Source organism: Rhizocola hellebori (assembly GCF_016862955.1).
Lineage (GTDB): Bacteria > Actinomycetota > Actinomycetes > Mycobacteriales > Micromonosporaceae > Rhizocola > Rhizocola hellebori.
In genome coordinates, this window is sequence record NZ_BONY01000056.1 from 1 (window position 1) to 17,197 (window position 17,197).

Here is a 17,197-nt window from a genome sequence, read left to right on the forward strand (position 1 = left end):
CTTTGCTTTCATGATCGTGAGGGAAGGCAGTGGCTCTCGAGCGGCGCTGCCGCGCGTTGCTTCGCACGCGCCAGAATTACAGCGTGCCTTCGCGGATGCTGCCTAGGGGGCGGAAGCCTACGCGTTCGTAGACGCGTTGGGCGGTGGGGTTGTCGGTGGCCAGAAAGGCTACGGTGACGCCCTGGCTGAACGCGTGACGGGCCATCGCTGCGGTCAGTGCGGCGCCGACGCCCTGGCCGCGCAACGGCTCCAGGGTGGCGATGCCGACCAGCTCGGTGACGGCGGCCACTGGCGCTAGGTACATTCCCGCGCCTGCGCCCTGGCCGGACAGCCGTGCGGTGAAGGCCGTCGCCGTGCCGAGGCTGCGCCCGAACTCGGCGGCTTCCTCGTCGGAGGAAAGCGGTGCCTCCGGGTCGAATCCGCGTGCGTTCAGGTCGAGGTTTTCCTTCAGCTCGGCCAGCTGCGCGCCGGGGCCGAGCTCGAGGATTTCCAGGTGTGCGGTCGGCCGGGGTGGGCGCAACGTGTCGGCCGTGCACACCAGCAGCGGCTGGCATGCGGCCTGCACCACCCCGTCGGGCAGATAGGCGGTGGTGCGCCAGGCACGCTTGGGCGTGGTGGCGCGCAAATACTGCTCGACTTCGTAGAGGAGATCGGTCATCAGAATGGCAGGGTGATCGGGTTGATGAGGTCGGCCGCGACGGTCAGCACGGTGAATGCTCCAAAGATGAGGATGGCCGCGTAGGTGATCGGCATCAGCTTGTAGTAGTCGACCCGCCCCGGGTCGCCTTTGCCCAGCAAAGCATAGAACCAGGCCCGCGCGCGTTCGAACCAGAAGATCGCGATGTGGCCGCCGTCGGCCGGAAGCATCGGCAGCAGGTTGAACAGCCCGATGAAGAAGTTCAGCGCGGCGAGCAGGAGCAGGAAGGAGGCGATCTCGCCGCGGTCGAAGAGCTGGCCGCCGATGTGGGATGCCCCGATGACGCTGACCGGGGTCTGCGGGTCGCGCTCACCGCCGGTCACCGATGCCCAGAGCGCGGGAATTTTAGCCGGGAACCGGGCCAGCGAGGCGAAGGTGTTGGCGAACATGGTGCCGGTCTGCTCCCACGCCTTGCCCACGCCGGCGATCGGCCCGGCCGTGCTCGTGGGGATCACCGGGGTGATGCCGAACGAGCCCACCTGCTCCAGATCGGCGTCGGTGACCGAATCGACCGTCCTTTTCGGATCGTTGAGCACGTCGAGCCGGATCCGTTGCACCATCGGCAATGTCACCGCGACGGTGGCGGCCCGGCCGTCGCGCAGATAGGTGAGCTCGATGCGCTGCCCGCCCGCGGCGCGCACCTTGGCGGTCAGCGCGTCCCAGCCCAGCACCGGGCTGCCGTCGACCGCGGTGATCACGTCGCCGGTACGCAACCCGAGCTGGCGGGCCGGGCTGGCCGGGTCGGTGCCCGGCGTGCACGGGCTGTTCCAGCGCGCGTCGACGCACTCGGAGACCCGGTCGATGCGCACGGGCTCGCTCTGCAACCGGGCCGAGTCCTGCAGCGGTACAAAGGAGAAAAGCCCCCAGAGAATGAGGATGCCAAGCAGGAAGTGGGTCGCCGCGCCGGAACCCATGACGATGGTGCGTTTCCACACCGGGAAGCGCCACATGGCGCGCGGCTCGTCGGCGGGGGCGACCTCGTCGTCCTGCGGCGTCATCCCGACGATCCTGACGAACGCGCCGGCCGGGATGGCCTTGACTCCATACTCGACGCCGCGGCGGTGAACCGACCACAGGGTGGGCCCGTAGCCGACGAAGAACCGGGTCACCTTCATCCCGAAGGCGCGGGCGGTGAAGAAGTGGCCCGCCTCGTGCAGCAGCAGCGACAGCAGAATCCCGAGGGCGAAAAGCACCAGCCCGACTACGTAGATCATCGATCCCTCCCGCATCAGCCGCGCGTGCTCACTCGGCGGGCTCCATGGTAAGGCCCTAGGATTCGAAGTGAAGTCCCAGGAGGCGTGATGACAGAAGGCAAGGCTCGCATCGAAGGCCCGATGCGTGAACGCTATGACGAGATTCTGACACCCGAGGCGCTGAGCTTCCTCGCGGAGCTGGCCGACCGCTTCGAGACGCGCCGGGTGGAGTTGCTGGCGGCGCGCAAGGTGCGCCAGCTGGCCCTTGCCGCGGGCGGTGATTTGGGCTTTCTGGCGGAGACCAGGGCGATCCGCGAAGGCGACTGGACGGTCGCGCCGCCCGCGCCGGAGCTCATGGACAGGCGGGTCGAGATCACCGGGCCGACCGACGCCAAGATGACTATCAACGCGCTGAACTCCGGGGCGAAGGTGTGGCTGGCCGACCACGAGGACGCCAACGCGCCGCTGTGGGAAAATGTCATCGAAGGCCAGCTGAACCTGCGTGACGCCATCGCCGGGACGCTGTCGCACACCAGCCCGGAGGGCAAGCGCTACGAGCTGAATGAAGGCCCGCGGCCCGCCATCGTGTTTCGCCCGCGCGGTTGGCACCTGACCGAGAAACACCTGCTGCACGGCTTTGAGCGCCTCTCGGCGAGCCTGGTCGACTTCGGCCTCTACGCCTTCCACAGCGCCCAGCGCACAAGGCCGTTCTTCTACCTGCCGAAGATGGAAAGCCATCGGGAGGCCCGGCTTTGGAACGACGTGTTCACCTTCGCCGAGGACACCCTCGGCCTGGCCCGCGGCACCATGCGCGCCACCGTGCTCATCGAGACCATCCCGGCTGCTTTTGAGATGGACGAGATTCTCTACGAGCTGCGTGAGCACTCGGCAGGTCTCAACGCCGGGCGCTGGGACTACATGTTCAGCGTCATCAAGAACTTCCGGGGCCGGTTCGTCTTCCCCGACCGCAACGCGGTGACGATGACCGCGCCTTTCCTGCGGGCCTACACCGAGCTGCTGGTCAAGACCTGTCACCGGCGTGGCGCGCACGCCATCGGCGGGATGGCGGCCTTCATTCCCAGCCGCCGCGACCCGGCCATCAACGAGGTGGCGCTGGCCAAGGTGCGCGACGACAAGACCCGTGAGGCCGGCGACGGGTTCGACGGCTCGTGGGTGGCGCATCCCGATCTGGTGCCGATCTGCCGCGAGGTCTTCGACTCCGTGCTCGGCACGAGCCCGCACCAGATAGCGCGCAAGCGCGACGAGGTGCGGGTGAGCGCCGCGCAGCTGCTGTCGGTCGGCGAAACCCCGGGCGGCAGAACGGAAGCCGGGCTGCGCAACGCGGTGAGCGTCGGCATCCAATACCTGGCCGCCTGGGTCAACGGCACCGGCGCGGTGGCCATCTTCAACCTGATGGAAGACGTCGCCACCGCGGAGATTTCGCGATCGCAGGTGTGGCAATGGCTGCACAACCACGTCGTGCTCGACGACACCGGGGAGCAGGTCACCGCGGAACTGGTGCAACGAATAGCGGCGCAGGAATGCCCCGACGCCGACAAGCGGGCGGTCGACCTGTTCATGGAGGTGGCGGTCGCCGACGAATACGTCGACTTCCTCACCCTTCCCGCGTATGAGCGGATGCCGTGATGAATCCGCTGCAGGAGCTCACCACCCGCCTGCGCGGGTTGCTGAGCCCCGCGCAGGTCATCACCGACCGGCAGCAGCTGCGCACCTACGAATGCGACGGGCTCGCGCAATACCGGGTCATCCCGGGCCTGGTCGTCCTGCCGCACGACGCGGCGCAATGCGCGGCCATCGTCGGCCACTGCGCCGAGCTTGGGGTTCCTTTCGTGGCAAGGGGATCGGGCACCGGGCTGTCCGGCGGCGCGCTGCCGCACGCGGCGGGGGTGCTGATCGTCACCGCGCAGATGCGCAGCATCGTGGAGGTGGCGGCCGCCGATGAGAGGGCGATCGTCGAGCCGGGTGTCATCAACCTTGACGTGACCAAGGCGGCCCGGCCGCATGGCTATTACTACGCCCCCGATCCGTCGAGCCAGCAGATCTGCTCGATCGGGGGCAACGTCGCGGAGAATTCCGGCGGTGCCCACTGCCTCAAATATGGGTTCACCACCAACCATGTGACCGGGCTGGAGCTGGTGACGCCGCAGGGGGAGCTGGTGAGCCTGGGCGGGCGTGCTCCCGACCCGCCCGGCTATGACCTGATCGGCGCCTTCGTGGGCTCCGAGGGAACATTGGGCATCACCACCCAGGTGACTGTCCGGCTGACCCGGTCGCCGGAGGCGGTTTGCACTGTCCTGGCAGGCTACGTGGGGGCCAAGGAAGCCGGAAACGCGACCTCAGCCGTCATCGCGGCAGGGGTGGTGCCGGCCGCCATCGAGATGATGGACGCCCTCGCCATCGAGGCGGCCGAAGCGGCCGTCCATTGTGGATACCCGGCCGGCGCCGGGGCGGTGCTGATAGTGGAGCTCGACGGTCCGGCCGCCGAGGTCGATGCCCAGTTCGCCAGGGTGGAGCCGTTGCTGCGCGAGCACGGCGCGTTCGAGGTCCGGGTCGCCCGCGACGAGGCGGAACGAGCGCTGATCTGGAAGGGCCGCAAGTCCGCCTTCGCCGCGGTCGGGCGGATCAGCCCCGACTACATCGTCCAGGACGGGGTCATCCCGCGCACCGCGCTGCCGGAGGTGTTGCGGCGCATAGCACTCCTCTCGCAGGAGCACGGCGTCAGGGTGGCCAACGTCTTTCACGCAGGCGACGGCAACCTGCATCCGCTGGTGCTCTTCGACGACGCCGTGCCGGGCGCGGCCGCCCACGCCGAGGAGGTGTCGGCGGCCATCCTCGATCTGTGCATCGAGCACGGCGGTTCCATCACCGGCGAGCACGGGGTCGGCATGGACAAGGCCAAGCACATGCCGCTGATGTACACCTCCGACGACCTGGACACCATGCAGTTGCTCAGATGCGCATTCGACCCGGCCGGAATAGCCAATCCCGGCAAGGTTTTCCCGACTCCGCGACTGTGCGGGGAGGCGCCCGGGCGGCGCAAGGGCGCGCATCCGCTGCAGGAGGCCGGGATAGCGGAGGTGTTCTGATGACGGTGGTCGCTCCAGGTTCGACGCAGGAGGCGGCTGCCCTGCTGCGCGAGGACGCTCGGGTGGTGCAGATCGCGGGGGCGGGCACCAAACACGATTGGGGCACGCCACCGTCGCGAGTGGACTTGACCGTGGATACCAAGGGGCTCATCGGCATTGTGGAGCACGTGGCCGGGGATCTGATCGTGGTGGTGCGGGCCGGAACGCCGATGGCGCAGCTGCAAGCCGAGCTTGCCCGCTCCGGCCAGCAGCTGGCGCTCGACTCGCCCTTCCCGCAAGCCACTGTGGGCGGAAGCGTGGCCGCGAACACGAGCGGTCCGCGCCGCCTGCTCTACGGCACGGTAAGGGATCTGCTGATCGGGATCACCGTGGTGCGCCCCGACGGTGTGGTGGCCCGATCGGGCGGCAAGGTGGTCAAGAACGTCGCCGGATACGACCTGGGCAAGCTGTTCACCGGTTCTTCCGGCACGCTGGGCCTGATCACCGAGTGTGCGTTCCGGCTGCATCCGTTGCCGACGGCCTCGACTTTCCTTCGCTGCCAAGGCCTGAGCGACCCGGCCCGGGCCGCGGCGCTGATCCGCAGCTCGCAGCTGGTCGCCACCGCCATCGAGGTGGACGCCCCGCCGGGAGGCGAAGCCGAGGTGGCCGTGCTCTTCGAAGGGACACCGGCCCGCGCGGAGGCGGCCCGAGCGCTTATCGGCGGCGAGCTGACCGACGAGCCGCCACCGTGGTGGGGCCAATACCCGTGGCAGCCCGGCGGAATAGGGCTCAAGCTGACCGCTGCGCTCTCGCAGCTCGACCTGCTGCTCGCCTTGCGGGAGAAGCATTCCGTGCACCTACGAGGCTCGCTCGGCGTGGGCGTTCTTTACGCCGGCCTCACCCCGGCCGGGCAGGCGGTGCCCGGCCCCGGCTCGGGTGCAAGGCCGGCGGCGATCGATGCCGGCGGCGTTGGTGCGGGTGGGGGGTCGGTGGTGGATGTCGTCGAGCAGTTGCGGGCGGCGGCGCACGCGGCGGGTGGGCATGCGGTGGTGCTGATGGCGCCGCCCGGTTCGCGGGAGCAGATCGACATGTGGGGGCCGGTGCCGGGGCTGGACCTGATGCGCCGGGTGAAGCAGCAGTTCGACCCGGGCGGCCGCTTCGCGCCCGGAAGCTTCGTGGGAGGGATCTGAGCCGTGACGGCCTTCGACGAGCAGCACCCGCCCAGCCTGGATCTGATCTCCGACTGTGTCCACTGTGGATTCTGCCTGCCCACCTGCCCGACCTATGTGCTGTGGGGCGAGGAGATGGACTCGCCGCGGGGCCGGATCCACTTGATGGAACAGGCCGTGCGTGGCGGCGAGCCGCTCAGCAACTCGATGGTCCAGCATTTCGACAACTGCCTGGGGTGCATGGCGTGCGTGACCGCGTGCCCGTCCGGGGTGAAGTACGACCGGCTCATCGAGGCGACCCGAGCGCAGGTGGAGCGCCGTCATCCGCGCGGTCTGCGGCAGAAAGCGTTGCGCGGCTTGGTGTTCGGGCTATTCCCGTATCCACGCCGGCTTCGCCTGCTGCGCGGGCCGCTGCGTGCGTACCAAAAAATAGGTATTCGGATCAAGCTGGCGAAGGCGCCGACGCTGGCGATGCTGGAGTCGCTTGCGCCGCGCTTGAGCAAACCCGAGAAGACGCCCGAACGCCTTGCGGCGCAAGGGCCCCGGCGCGCGGTGGTGGGCATGCTCACCGGGTGCGTGCAGCGCACCTTCTTCCCGGAGGTCAACGCCGCCACGGCCCGGGTGCTGGCCGCGGAGGGCTGTGACGTCATCGCGCCGAAGGGGCAGGGCTGCTGCGGTGCGCTCAGTGTCCATTCCGGACGCGCGGAGGAAGCGCGCCGCTTCGCCCGTTCGCTCATCGACACCTTCGAGCGGGAGCAGATCGACTACCTGGTGGTCAACGCGGCGGGATGTGGTTCGTCGCTCAAGGAATACGGTGAGTTGTTGCGCGACGATCCCGGGTATGCGCCCCGCGCTGAAGCGTTGGCGGCCAAGGTGAGAGACCTCAGCGAGATCCTGGTCGAGCTGGGCCCGGTGGCGGTGCGCCACCCGCTGCCGATGACGGTCGCCTACCACGACGCCTGCCACTTGGCCCATGCCCAGGGGGTAAGGGCGCAGCCTAGAGCGTTGCTGGCCGGGATCCCCGGGCTGCAGGTCCGCGAGATCGCCGATGCCGAGATCTGTTGCGGCTCGGCGGGAATCTGGAACGTGCTCAATCCCGAGCCCGCCAGTGATCTCGGTGAACGCAAGGCCCGCAACGTGATCGCCACCGGCGCCAAGCTGCTCGTGACCGCCAACCCGGGCTGTCTGATGCAGATCTCGTCGTCGATGCGCCGCATGGGCCAGACCATTGGCCTGGCCCACACGGCACAAATACTCGACGCCTCAATCCAGGGATTGTCTACGGCGTTCTTGAGCAAGTAATACTGCTGGGCACGCCGTTGGTGCCGCTCCAGTTGGCGAGGAAGCCAACCATCACGTTTCCGTTCGGCGGTATGACGGCGTTATAGGTTTCGTTGCGTATCACCACGGTGTTGCCGGTCTGGGTGAAGCGCCCGTTCCACAGCTGGGTGATGACCTGCCCGTTGGGGAAGACCAACGTCACCGTCCACGAGGTTGTGCTGGTGGTGCCGGTGTTGCGGACCGTGATCTCACCTTGGAAGGCGCCCTGCCATTGACCGGCGATCCGATAGGTGGCCGTGCAACCCTGCCCTGGCTGAGGGCTGCTCGGGCTCGGGCTCGGGCTTGGGCTTGGCGAAGGGCTCTGCGAAGGCGACGCCGAAGCCGACGGCGACGGGCTTGTCCCTACCGGTGGGAAGCGCAGAATCCGGTCGTCCTGCGCGGTTGGGGTACCCCGGCCGTCGCGGTTGCTGGTGGCCACCCACAGCCACCCGTCCGGCCCGAGTTTGACGTCGCGCAGCCGCCCGAATTGGCCCTGCAGCTCGGCAACGGGTGTTCCGGCGCCGCCGCTGGCGGTGATGGGAACCACCCACAGCCGCGTGCCGCGAAGGGCCGCCGCGAAGAAGTTGTTGTTCGCGATGGCGGCGCCGCTCGGCGATGCCTCCGCGGTCGTCCAGGTGACGATCGGGTTGCGGAACGCGGGGTTGCTGCAGGTGCCTTCACAGGTGGGCCAGCCATAGTTGCCGCCGCTGACGATCTGGTTGACCTCATCGAAGGTGTTCTGGCCGAACTCGGTGGCGAAGAGCCTGCCCTGCGAGTCCCAAGCGAGGCCTTGCACGTTGCGGTGGCCGAAGCTGTAGACCAGCGAGTTGGCGAACGGGTTGCCCGCGGGCACGCCGCCGGTCGCCGTCATCCGCAGGATCTTTCCGTTGCGGCTGCTGGTGTTCTGGGCGTTGGCGGTGTTGCCCGCGTCTCCCACCCCGGCATAGAGCATGCCGTCGGGCCCGAAGGCGATCCTCCCTCCATTGTGGATGGTGTTCTTCACCAATCCGGAGACGAGGACCTGCTGGGTGGCGAAGGCCGCCAGCCGGAACCGCACGATCCGGTTGTCCGAAGCGGCGGTGAAATAGGCGTAGACCCACTGGTCCTGGGCGTAGGTCGGCGAGACGGCCAGCCCGAGCAGGCCACCCTCTCCGCCGGGCACCACGCCGGGGACCGTCCCCAGCGCCTGTGGCGCCGAGCCGGGCCGCACCTGCAGCACCCGGCCACTGTCGCGTTCGGAGACCAGGGCGCTGCCATCGGGCAGGAAGGCCATGCTCCATGGGGCCACCAGCCCGGAGGCGACCGTCTGCGGTTGGGTGAAGTTGAAGCCGCCGGCGATCTGAGCCGACGCTGGCCAGTTACCGGTGATCGTGACGACGATGGTGCTGGCCGCCGCGGCTGCCGCCGCGAAAAGGGCATAGAGGGAACGTTTGCGCATAGTGAACCTCCGACGGGTTGGGAGATGCCCGCTGTCGTGCGCAATCGGCTCCGTGCAGAATCCTTCCGGAAACATTCCGGAAAATCAATATGTGGGTACCGGTCTCCGTTGCCCAAGCCGGTCATCAGTGGCAGGATCTTCTCAGGATGAGAATGATTCTGACGGAGTCGACGCGGCTGGGATACGCCCTCGACAGCCTCACCGGGCTGTCGGTCGGGGATGCGCTTGGAGCGCAATACTTCATGGTCGGCCGCAAGGTCGGCGATCTGCAGGCGGGCGTGGTCCCGCCACCGGTCTGGGAATGGACCGACGACACCGAGATGGCCTGTTCCGTGGTGTGGATGCTCGCCACGGCCGGTCACATCGACCAGGAGCGGCTGGCCGCGGCCTTCGCCCAGCGGTGCGAGCCGAATCGGGGCTATGGCGCGGGCGCATTCGTGATCCTGCATGCCATCCGCCAGGGCATGCCCTGGCTGGAAGCGGCCGGGCGCGTCTTCGACGGCCAGGGGTCGATGGGCAATGGCGCGGCGATGCGCATCGCCCCGCTGGGGGCCTGGTTTGCCGACGATGTGCCGCGTGCCGTTGCCCAGGCACGGCTCAGCGCTCAGGTGACCCACACCCATCCGGAGGGAGTGGCGGGGGCGATCGCGGTGGCGGTGGCGGCAAGCCGGGCCGCGGCCGGTCGGCTCGCGGGCGCGAAACCCAAGCCGGGTCCGTTCCTCGATGCCGTGATCGCCGCCGCGCCGGAGAGCCAGACCCGCCGCGGCATCGTGCGGGCGCGCAAGATGCTGCACCTGCCTGTGGCGGAAGTGGCCTACGAGCTGGGAAGCGGCCATCTGGTACTGGCGCAGGACACGGTGCCCTTCGCGTTGTGGGTGGCCGCACGGCGTCTGGCGGACTACCCGCAGGCCATCGCCGACTGTGTCACCGCGGGCGGCGACATCGACACCACCTCCGCCATCGTGGGCGGAATCGTTGCGGCGTATACAGGTCAGCCCGGCATCCCGCAGACCTGGATCGAGGCGCGGGAGCCGCTGCCCGGGTGGCTCGAGCTCTAGGGCGAAGTGAGGCGGGCCACGTGAAATGGGCGCGCGAGCAACCGGGGCGCTGGGCTAGCCTGCGCCCATGCCCTCACGCTTGGTCAGGTTGCTGCCCTCCCATCCGGCGACCAGGGCTCTGATCTACAGCACGCTGGCCGGGTCGAGCGGACGGGCCCTGTTCATCACGATGAGCGTCGTCTTCTTCACCCGGTCGGTGGGGCTGTCGGCGAGCGAGGTCGGCGTCGGCTTGACCATCGCGGCGGTGTGCGGCCTGTTCGCGGGTGTTCCGGCCGGGCACCTCGCCGACCGGATGGGCCCCCGCAACACGCTGGTGGTGTTCGCGACGCTGCGCGCCGTTGGCCCGCTGGGCTACCTCCTCGTCCACGAATTCGCCGGATTCGTCGCCGTGGCAAGCACTTTGGCGCTGCTCGACGCCGCGAGCGGGGCGGCCCACGGCGCGCTGGTGGCGGGGGCCATTCCGGCCCAGGAGCGGGTGCGCACCAGGGCGATCCTGCGCTCGGTGACCAACGTGGGCTGGGCGATCGGGGCGATCGGCGCGGGTCTTGCGCTGCATGCGGACACGCGGGCGGGGTACACGACGCTGCTGTTGGTATGTGTGGCGTTCTTTCTGCTGTCGGCTCTGCTCGACCTGCGGGTGCCGGCGGTGGCGGCCGCGGCCAAGCGCAACGACGGGCCCACCTTCGTCGTGCTGCGCGACCGGCCCTATCTGGCTTTGACCGTGCTCAACGCGGTGCTGTGTGTCCACTATGGAATGCTCAATGTGGCTGTCCCGCTCTGGGTGGTGCAGCGCACCAGCGCGCCGGCCTGGGTGGTGGGCGGGCTTGGTCTGCTCAACGCGGTGTCGGTGATTTTCCTACAGGTGCGGGCGAGCCGGGGCGCGGGGGAGGCGACCGGTGCCGCTGCGGCGCAACGGGTCGCGGGTTTCCTGCTGGCCGGGGCGTGCGTGCTCTACGCGCTGGCGGCCGGCAAGCCGATGTGGGTGGCGGTCGGCATTCTGTTCATCGCGTCGGCGGTGCACGTCCTCGGCGAGCTGCGCCAGGCGGCCGGGTCCTGGGGGATCTCCTTCGACCTGGCCCCATCGCACGCCCAGGGCCAGTACCAAGGCTTGTACAGCACCGGTTTCGCCCTCGCCAACGTGATCGCTCCGGCCGTGCTCGCCACGGTCGTCATCGGCTGGGGCTGGCCGGGCTGGGCACTTTTCGGGTTCCTCTTCGCCGCTAGCGGGATGGCGGTGCCGGTGGCGACCCGGTGGGCGCAACGCACCCGCGAGCCCGAGCTGGCTACCGCCCTCGGGTGACGAGCCCGGTCAGCCGGCTGCGGAACGATCGCGCTGAGACTGGGCGCCGTCGCTGAGGATGGTGAACACCCCGGTGATCTCCAGCACCTGGCGCACGATGCCCTGTGGGTTGACCACCCTGTACCCGCATCCCGCCTCGCTGGCCGAGTGGAAACCCTTTACCAGCACGCCGATGCCCCCGGAATCGACGAAGGTCACCGCACCGAGGTCGACCACGAGGTCGGTCGCCGAGCCATTGACCACCTGGAGGATCTCGGCGAGCAGGGTGTCGTGCGCGGCGAGGTCTATTTCGCCGGCGATGACAAGACGTGTTTGACCGCCGTCGGCAATGGGCTGGCGCGCCATCGAGTATCGGGGTGTAGCCATGGTGGCCCTTCTATTTACCGACCATGAGCGCGCTTAAAACCCTGGCCGGGCAGGCACCAGACTACCAAAAGTCACGAGCTTCGCTACCAGAGGTGAACGCAGCTGTTCCGGAATATCCGGGCAAGATTCCGGAACAGCTGGCGTTAACGGATCACTGCCCGCGGCTCACCGGGTCCACCTGCGCATAGGTAAGCAGGTCGACCATGGTGAAGTTTCCGGCGACACGGCTGGGCAGGGTGGGCCGGAAGCCGGGGTTGTCGCGCAGATAGGAGCCGGGTGCGAGTTGCAGCAGGCCGATGAAGACCTCGCCGACGATCAGCGAGCCGACCGGGCCTAGCCGCAGGCCCTGTTCCATCAGCTCGGCCTCTTTGAGCACGTAGTACCAAAGTGGAGTGTTGCTGTCCAAGCCCACGTTGTAGCCGCGGAACTCGGTGAAGTTGGCAGCCCCCAGGAAGGGCAGTCCGGCGGCCTGGGCTATGGCCTGACCGGATGGGATCTGCCAGGTGATGTGACGCAACAGGTTTCGCTGCGGGAGCGAGATCGGCTGATCCCCACTGGCGATGGCGCTTAGCGGCAGCCGGAACAGCGGGGTGGAAATCTTGGAGTCGATGCGCTTGTTGGGCTTGACCGCCGGTGTGGTGGCGCCGGGGTCGGTGAATTGAGGCCCGAAGTCGAAGAACGTCTGCCAGCCGATGAAGCGCCGGGGCGCGCGTCGCCCCCCACGCATGTCGACCGGGTCGGCCTGTCCTTCGCCTGCGGGATCGAAAATCATCGCGAAGAACGCGCCGCCATTGTTGTTTCCGGCCAGGTTGACTCGGTAGGACGGCCGGACCATGCTGTGGCCGAAGCGGTAGGCCGCGCCCTGGAACTCCACTGGGATGTAGTGCTGTCCAGAGGGCGGGGTGTAGAAGCGGCGCTGGGCAAGGAACTGGTTCACGCGGTCCTGTCCAATGATCTGGGGCAGGAACTCGTGCACGATGATCCACTGATAGTGGTGGGTCACTATCGTTCGCGCCTGCTGGAAGATGGCGTCGGGGCTGCCGCCCGGGTTCTGCGAGCGAACCTGGTCGACTACTCGGTTGTGGAACTTGATGAACGCGGCCTGCAAACCGCTGATGACGACGTTTTCATCGTTGCGGGGGTCACCGATGATCGCCGTTCCGTTGGCCATCCGAGGTACGTCCTCGAATTTGCCGCCGCTTTCTATGCGCAGCTTGGCGCGGTCGGTGGTGCTGTAGAGCTGCGGGCTTGCCGTGGGACCGAAACCGTAGAGGGTGTCGAGATCCAGGGCGGGGGTGCGGGTGTTGACCGACGTCAGCGGCTCGGTCGGTACGGTCAACCGAGATGCGGCATCGAAGGTCATGTCGTGGTCAAGGAACTGACCGAGGAAGGTCGTGCCCGCGGTGTGGGTGGGGTTGTTGGGATTGTTGACGTTGGCCGCCGGATCGGTGATCAGCTCGATCGGGCCACGGCCCAGCGGGTCTTTGGCGTCGAGAAAACCGCCGAATTGACTGATGTCGGTGAGGGCGTCGACCACGCGCTGGAAGTTGGGCTGGGTGGTGGTCATGAACGATGGCAGGTTGGGGAACATGCGACCGAAGCGGTCGGGCTGGGTCGCCGCGATCGCGGCCTCCCCGCGGACCATTTCAGCGAGCGCTTGGTTGGGCGTCAGCGCCGCCGCTCCCACCGCTCCTGCTCCCAGACCTACGCCGGCCAGGAACTTGCGCCGGCTATGGGACGAGGTTTCGTCGTTGTCTTGTGACATTGTTTCTGCCTCCAGTTGTTGGTGCACCTCCGCTGGATCGCCCGGATTCACTATTTGGATCGCTTCCAATTAGTGACGGCTAATTATTGGATATCGACACCCGTGCGCACAGGACGAAATCACCCTAGGTGGGCGGAAGACCATTAAGGGGGTGGTTTGCCGGGGCGGGCGGGGCCGCGAAGTTGACATACTCTCGCGTCATGCATCTGCGCGACCTGTGGGTCCACTATGGTCGCGGCGCCCCCTGGGTGCTGCGGGAAGTGCACGCCGAGCTGCAGCCGGGGGAGGTGGGCATAGTCGCCGGCCGCAACGGCGCGGGCAAGTCCACCCTGCTCAGCGTGATCGCTGGCATCCGCCCGGCGACTCGGGGCACCGTCGACGACCGGCCGACAGTGGTGGGCTGGGTGCCCGAGCGGTTCGCCGCCGCGCAGCCCTTCACGGCTCGGAGGTATCTGCTGCAGATGGCCGCAATCCGTGGCCTGACCGCCGTGGCCGCCCGTGCCGCGGTGGATCGGTGGGCGCAACGTCTTTATCTGACACCGTTTCTGGGTACCAAGATGAGCCAGCTGTCCAAAGGAAGCGCGCAAAAGGTCGGGCTGGCGCAGGCGTTGCTGGTGCCGCCGGGGCTGCTGGTCCTCGATGAGCCGTGGGAAGGACTCGACGCGCAGACGCGCGAAGAGATCCCGGCCCTCATCGCCGAGGTGACCGCGGCCGGCGGGATGGTTCTGGTCAGCGATCACCGAGGCGAGACGGTGAAGATGCCGCACACGACCCAGTGGCTGGTGCACGACGGCCGGCTGACCGTGACCGCGGCGGGCGAGGCGGAAAGGCGCTGTGTCATCGAGATTTCGGTCGCGCAGTCGCAGGCCGAGTCGACCGCGGCCCGGCTGCGCGCCGACGGCCACGACGTGCTGGCGGTGCGGCTGTGAGCGGCTACGGCATGACCGGCCTGATGGCCATGCGGCTCAGCGCCTACGTGCGCGCCCAGGTGGCGTTGGCCCCGCTGTTGGTGGCCCTGGCGATTCTGGGCATCTTCTACGGCGGCGGGCAGGCCGAGCCCGCCGAGGCCTACGGCATGTCCGCGGTGGTGCTCTTCCCGATCTTCGCCTGGCAGGTCAAGATCCTGCTCGACGTGGAGCCCGATGTGCAGCGGCACATCGCCATCACCGCGGTTGGCTCACGGGCTCGTGAGATGGGCAACGGCCTGCTGACCGGTGCGGTCACCACATTGGTCACGGTGGGCCTGGGGATGGTGCTGCCGTGGCTTCTCGGCGGCGTGTCGGAGCTGAACGCCAAGGTGCCGCTGGGTCCGTCGCTGGTGCTGGGGCTGTGGGCGCACCTGGTGGCCATCCCGCCCGCGGTGGCGCTCGGGGCTTTGGCCAGCAGGCCGATCAGCCGCTCGGCCGGAGTCAGCGCGCTCGTCCTCACCGGTGGCGCGGTGCTGGCGATCGTGCTCGGCCTCAAGGGCTCACCCGTTCCCTGGCTGGTGCCACCGCTCATGGCCACCGCGCGGGCAACAGTGAACCAGGTCGATGTGTCGACCGCGGCCCTGCTCACCCTCTGGTCCCTAGCCTGGAGCGCCATCGCCATCTACGGCTACGTCCGGCTGCGCCGCTTCCGCCCTTAGCGTGTGATAGACGATCACCACCACTGCCGCCGTGTAGCTGATGACGACGGACTCGATGAGAGCCTCCACCACGATCATCAGCCACAGCGGCGGATGGTAGGAATGCAGCCACGCCTCGACAGCGCCGCCGATGGCCGTCGGCAGGAAGGTGACGCTGGTGACCGCGGCGACCCGCCAGAAGCGGCCGCGCACCAGCCGCACGCTGGTCGCCAGCGCCGCGCGCACGCCATGCCGCTCGAAGCTGGCCGCCGGGCTGGCGCAGGCCAGCCAGGCGAAAATGGCGAGCCCTGGCAGCAAAAGGGCGGCCAGGCCGAGGGTCACGGTCACGCCGACGATGAAGGCAAGCACGCTCAGCGTGCCCAGGGGCAACAGCGGCAGCAGCACGCGCAGCGGCCGCCTGGGCCGGTCCATCAGCTCGTCGCGCAGGGCGTGCTCGGCGAGCCCGGCGCACAGCGCCTCCCCGAATGCGGCCAGCACCAAGCCGGTGAGCAGGAGCAGGGCCGCCGCGGGTGCCCGTCCCTCGTTGTCCCAGCGGCGCTGCAGAAATTGGTCAAGCACGAGCAGCGGCGTCACCACCGCGACCGCCATCGAGAGGAACAGCCTCTCGTGGCTTCGCCACAGTCGCCAGGCATCACGCAGTGCTTGTCCGAAGCGCAGATGACGGGCAACTAGCGCCATACCAGGCAGCGTATACGGCCGGGCTTATGCTCGTGCCGATGAAAGGCTTTGCCCGTCGTGAATTTCAGCTCATGCTGCTGCGCCGCATGGCCGACTTCCAGCCGGAGCTGGTGAGCGCCGCCTGCGACGAGCTCGGCGTCACCCATGCCCAATACATGGCCGCGCACAATCGATGGCAGTCCATGCTCAGGTCGGCTCGGGCGCCGCGCGGGCTGGAGCTCTACGTGGCCACCCTCGGGCCGCCCGAGGAAGAGCAGGAGATGCGCTTCGGCGATGCGACGGTGACCCAGTGCGCCTGGCGGTTGCCCGGGTTATGGCCCGACCTGCGCTGGCAGGCCACGGTCGGAGTGCAGCGGGTGGTGCTGCACGGCTGGGCTGGTGCGCGCCACCTCCGCACAGGTGCCGCAGCTGCCCGAGCCCGAAAGGCTGGCACCGTGGTCGTGTGTCGTGGGCGACGTGATGACCCGCTATCCGTCGGCCTCCCAGCGCGACCCGGACATCCCCTCGCAATGGCTGGTGACGCTCGCCGGACACGAGCTGTGGTTCGTGCACGGCCTGTTGCAGACCGTGCGTCCCGCCCGGGTGGGGGTCGATGTGAAAATGGATGATGCCCGATGAACGGAGATCACGGCGCAGTCACACCGCGGAGGGAGCGGCGGCTGTTCGTGCGACTGCTCACCGCGACGCAGACCCGAGACTGCGCAACCCCGACTATCTCGCCGAGCGGTTCCTCGGCCCTCTGCTCTGGCTGCGCGCCTGCTGGAAACCGGTCCGGCCGCTGACGGTCTGGACCATCCAGCGGTTGCTGCCGGGCTTCTACCGCTTCGTGGTCGCGCGCACCAAGCATTTCGACTCGATCTTGCTCGGCGAAGTCCAAAGTGGAGTGACACAGGTGGTCATCCTCGGAGCGGGAGCGGACAGCCGCGCCTATCGTTTCGCCGCGCAGCTGACCGGCAGCACCGTCTTCGAGCTGGATCATCCGCTCACCTCGGCCTGGAAGCAGCGGCGCGTGCGCAAGCTCTTCGGCGAGCTGCCCGCCCACGTGCGTTACGCCGGCGTCGATTTCGACCACGAGTCGCTGGCCGATGCGCTCGACCGGGCCGGTGTGGACCGGGCCAAGCCCGCGCTGTTCCTGTGGGAAGGAGTGACCCACTATCTGACCGCGGCCGCGGTCGACGCGACCCTGGCCGAGGTGGCCACGTTTCCGGCGCGCTCCAGCATCGTCTTCGACTACTTCTACGGCGAAGCGTTCGCAGAACCGCCGGTTTATCCCGACGTATTGAAGTACAAGGCTTACACGGCCAAACACGGTGAGCTGATTGTGTTCGGCATCGATCAGGATTATGTGCCCGCCTTTGTGGCACAACGCGGCCTGCGGCTCAGCTCCAATCTGGCCGGGCCGGAGCTGTCGGCCCGCTACACCGACGGCGATCCGCGCATGCTGGCCTTCTCACCCATCGCGCACGCAAGAGTGCCTGGGTAAAGGGTTGAGGCGGGAAG

At 68.2% G+C, this 17,197-nt stretch carries 16 protein-coding genes; 10 read left to right on the forward strand and 6 right to left on the reverse strand.

The genetic code is table 11. The features are described 5' to 3' along the window. Positions 1-76: 76 nt before the first annotated feature. Together Rhe02_RS34125 and Rhe02_RS34130 are read right to left on the reverse strand one after the other, a co-directional pair. Positions 77-658 carry a GNAT family N-acetyltransferase gene (locus Rhe02_RS34125; protein WP_203912575.1) on the reverse strand — a complete coding sequence of 194 codons (582 nt, stop codon included), beginning with the start codon at positions 656-658 and terminating at the stop codon, positions 77-79. Continuing rightward, a complete protein-coding gene (locus Rhe02_RS34130) occupies positions 658-1,911 on the reverse strand; it encodes a M50 family metallopeptidase (protein WP_203912576.1) in 1,254 nt (417 codons plus the stop codon). The genes Rhe02_RS34125 and Rhe02_RS34130 overlap by 1 nt, the downstream gene beginning before the upstream one ends. An 87-nt stretch (positions 1,912-1,998) precedes the next feature. On the opposite strand from Rhe02_RS34130, the gene aceB reads away from it, so the two are divergent. From aceB to Rhe02_RS34150, 4 genes are read left to right on the forward strand one after another with little or no spacing between them, the layout of a single operon-like run. Beyond that, positions 1,999-3,537 (forward strand): malate synthase A, encoded by a 1,539-nt coding sequence (aceB, locus tag Rhe02_RS34135; RefSeq protein ID WP_203912577.1) that lies wholly within the window; start codon positions 1,999-2,001, stop codon positions 3,535-3,537. After that, positions 3,537-4,997 (forward strand): FAD-linked oxidase C-terminal domain-containing protein, encoded by a 1,461-nt coding sequence (locus tag Rhe02_RS34140; RefSeq protein WP_203912578.1) that lies wholly within the window; start codon positions 3,537-3,539, stop codon positions 4,995-4,997. Before aceB ends, Rhe02_RS34140 begins: the two co-directional genes overlap by 1 nt. Beyond that, positions 4,997-6,166, forward strand: a complete 1,170-nt coding sequence (locus Rhe02_RS34145) for an FAD-binding oxidoreductase (RefSeq protein WP_203912579.1) — start codon at positions 4,997-4,999, stop codon at positions 6,164-6,166. Before Rhe02_RS34140 ends, Rhe02_RS34145 begins: the two co-directional genes overlap by 1 nt. A gap of 3 nt (positions 6,167-6,169) precedes the next feature. Then, on the forward strand, positions 6,170-7,447 hold the full coding sequence (locus Rhe02_RS34150) for a (Fe-S)-binding protein (RefSeq protein WP_203912580.1): 1,278 nt from the start codon (positions 6,170-6,172) through the stop codon (positions 7,445-7,447). Here the strand turns inward: Rhe02_RS34150 and Rhe02_RS34155 are convergent. After that, positions 7,425-8,903, reverse strand: coding sequence for a PQQ-dependent sugar dehydrogenase (locus Rhe02_RS34155; RefSeq protein ID WP_239124235.1), 1,479 nt, complete (start codon positions 8,901-8,903; stop codon positions 7,425-7,427). The genes Rhe02_RS34150 and Rhe02_RS34155 overlap by 23 nt on opposite strands. A 146-nt stretch (positions 8,904-9,049) precedes the next feature. Between Rhe02_RS34155 and Rhe02_RS34160 the strand changes: the two genes are divergently transcribed. After that, on the forward strand, positions 9,050-9,961 hold the full coding sequence (locus Rhe02_RS34160) for an ADP-ribosylglycohydrolase family protein (protein WP_203912582.1): 912 nt from the start codon (positions 9,050-9,052) through the stop codon (positions 9,959-9,961). Between the two features lie 67 nt (positions 9,962-10,028). Beyond that, on the forward strand, positions 10,029-11,261 hold the full coding sequence (locus Rhe02_RS34165) for an MFS transporter (RefSeq protein ID WP_239124236.1): 1,233 nt from the start codon (positions 10,029-10,031) through the stop codon (positions 11,259-11,261). Positions 11,262-11,270: 9 nt separating this feature from the next. Here Rhe02_RS34165 and Rhe02_RS34170 read toward each other — a convergent pair whose 3' ends face one another. Together Rhe02_RS34170 and Rhe02_RS34175 are read right to left on the reverse strand one after the other, a co-directional pair. Next, positions 11,271-11,627, reverse strand: coding sequence for an STAS domain-containing protein (locus Rhe02_RS34170; RefSeq protein WP_203912583.1), 357 nt, complete (start codon positions 11,625-11,627; stop codon positions 11,271-11,273). A 151-nt stretch (positions 11,628-11,778) separates the two neighbouring features. Further along, a complete protein-coding gene (locus tag Rhe02_RS34175; protein WP_203912618.1) occupies positions 11,779-13,392 on the reverse strand; it encodes a peroxidase family protein in 1,614 nt (537 codons plus the stop codon). Positions 13,393-13,592: 200 nt separating this feature from the next. On the opposite strand from Rhe02_RS34175, the gene Rhe02_RS34180 reads away from it, so the two are divergent. Together Rhe02_RS34180 and Rhe02_RS34185 are read left to right on the forward strand one after the other, a co-directional pair. Continuing rightward, on the forward strand, positions 13,593-14,321 hold the full coding sequence (locus Rhe02_RS34180; protein WP_203912584.1) for an ABC transporter ATP-binding protein: 729 nt from the start codon (positions 13,593-13,595) through the stop codon (positions 14,319-14,321). After that, entirely contained in the window at positions 14,318-15,019 is a 702-nt protein-coding gene (locus Rhe02_RS34185; protein ID WP_239124237.1) for a hypothetical protein, read from the forward strand. The genes Rhe02_RS34180 and Rhe02_RS34185 overlap by 4 nt, the downstream gene beginning before the upstream one ends. Here Rhe02_RS34185 and Rhe02_RS34190 read toward each other — a convergent pair. Then, the gene (locus tag Rhe02_RS34190; protein WP_203912585.1) at positions 14,960-15,697 is read right to left on the reverse strand and encodes a hypothetical protein; all 738 of its coding nucleotides are present in this window, start codon (positions 15,695-15,697) and stop codon (positions 14,960-14,962) included. The two genes, Rhe02_RS34185 and Rhe02_RS34190, sit on opposite strands and share 60 nt — an antisense overlap. Positions 15,698-16,075: 378 nt before the next feature. Here Rhe02_RS34190 and Rhe02_RS34195 point away from each other — a divergent pair, with 378 nt between their 5' ends. Beyond that, positions 16,076-16,315 carry a hypothetical protein gene (locus Rhe02_RS34195; RefSeq protein WP_203912586.1) on the forward strand — a complete coding sequence of 80 codons (240 nt, stop codon included), beginning with the start codon at positions 16,076-16,078 and terminating at the stop codon, positions 16,313-16,315. Then, a complete protein-coding gene (locus Rhe02_RS34200) occupies positions 16,302-17,180 on the forward strand; it encodes an SAM-dependent methyltransferase (protein WP_203912587.1) in 879 nt (292 codons plus the stop codon). Before Rhe02_RS34195 ends, Rhe02_RS34200 begins: the two co-directional genes overlap by 14 nt. Positions 17,181-17,197: the final 17 nt, after the last annotated feature.

What these genes read in the sequence shown, in the direction of transcription:
- Rhe02_RS34125 (WP_203912575.1), bottom strand. Translation starts at nt 658, where the DNA reads ATGACCGATCTCCTCTACGAAGTCGAGCAGTATTTGCGCGCCACCACG.
- Rhe02_RS34130 (WP_203912576.1), bottom strand. Translation starts at nt 1,911, where the DNA reads ATGATCTACGTAGTCGGGCTGGTGCTTTTCGCCCTCGGGATTCTGCTG.
- aceB (WP_203912577.1), top strand. Translation starts at nt 1,999, where the DNA reads ATGACAGAAGGCAAGGCTCGCATCGAAGGCCCGATGCGTGAACGCTAT.
- Rhe02_RS34140 (WP_203912578.1), top strand. Translation starts at nt 3,537, where the DNA reads ATGAATCCGCTGCAGGAGCTCACCACCCGCCTGCGCGGGTTGCTGAGC.
- Rhe02_RS34145 (WP_203912579.1), top strand. Translation starts at nt 4,997, where the DNA reads ATGACGGTGGTCGCTCCAGGTTCGACGCAGGAGGCGGCTGCCCTGCTG.
- Rhe02_RS34155 (WP_239124235.1), bottom strand. Translation starts at nt 8,903, where the DNA reads ATGCGCAAACGTTCCCTCTATGCCCTTTTCGCGGCGGCAGCCGCGGCG.
- Rhe02_RS34160 (WP_203912582.1), top strand. Translation starts at nt 9,050, where the DNA reads ATGAGAATGATTCTGACGGAGTCGACGCGGCTGGGATACGCCCTCGAC.
- Rhe02_RS34165 (WP_239124236.1), top strand. Translation starts at nt 10,029, where the DNA reads ATGCCCTCACGCTTGGTCAGGTTGCTGCCCTCCCATCCGGCGACCAGG.
- Rhe02_RS34170 (WP_203912583.1), bottom strand. Translation starts at nt 11,627, where the DNA reads ATGGCTACACCCCGATACTCGATGGCGCGCCAGCCCATTGCCGACGGC.
- Rhe02_RS34175 (WP_203912618.1), bottom strand. Translation starts at nt 13,392, where the DNA reads ATGTCACAAGACAACGACGAAACCTCGTCCCATAGCCGGCGCAAGTTC.
- Rhe02_RS34180 (WP_203912584.1), top strand. Translation starts at nt 13,593, where the DNA reads ATGCATCTGCGCGACCTGTGGGTCCACTATGGTCGCGGCGCCCCCTGG.
- Rhe02_RS34190 (WP_203912585.1), bottom strand. Translation starts at nt 15,697, where the DNA reads ATGGCGCTAGTTGCCCGTCATCTGCGCTTCGGACAAGCACTGCGTGAT.
- Rhe02_RS34200 (WP_203912587.1), top strand. Translation starts at nt 16,302, where the DNA reads ATGATGCCCGATGAACGGAGATCACGGCGCAGTCACACCGCGGAGGGA.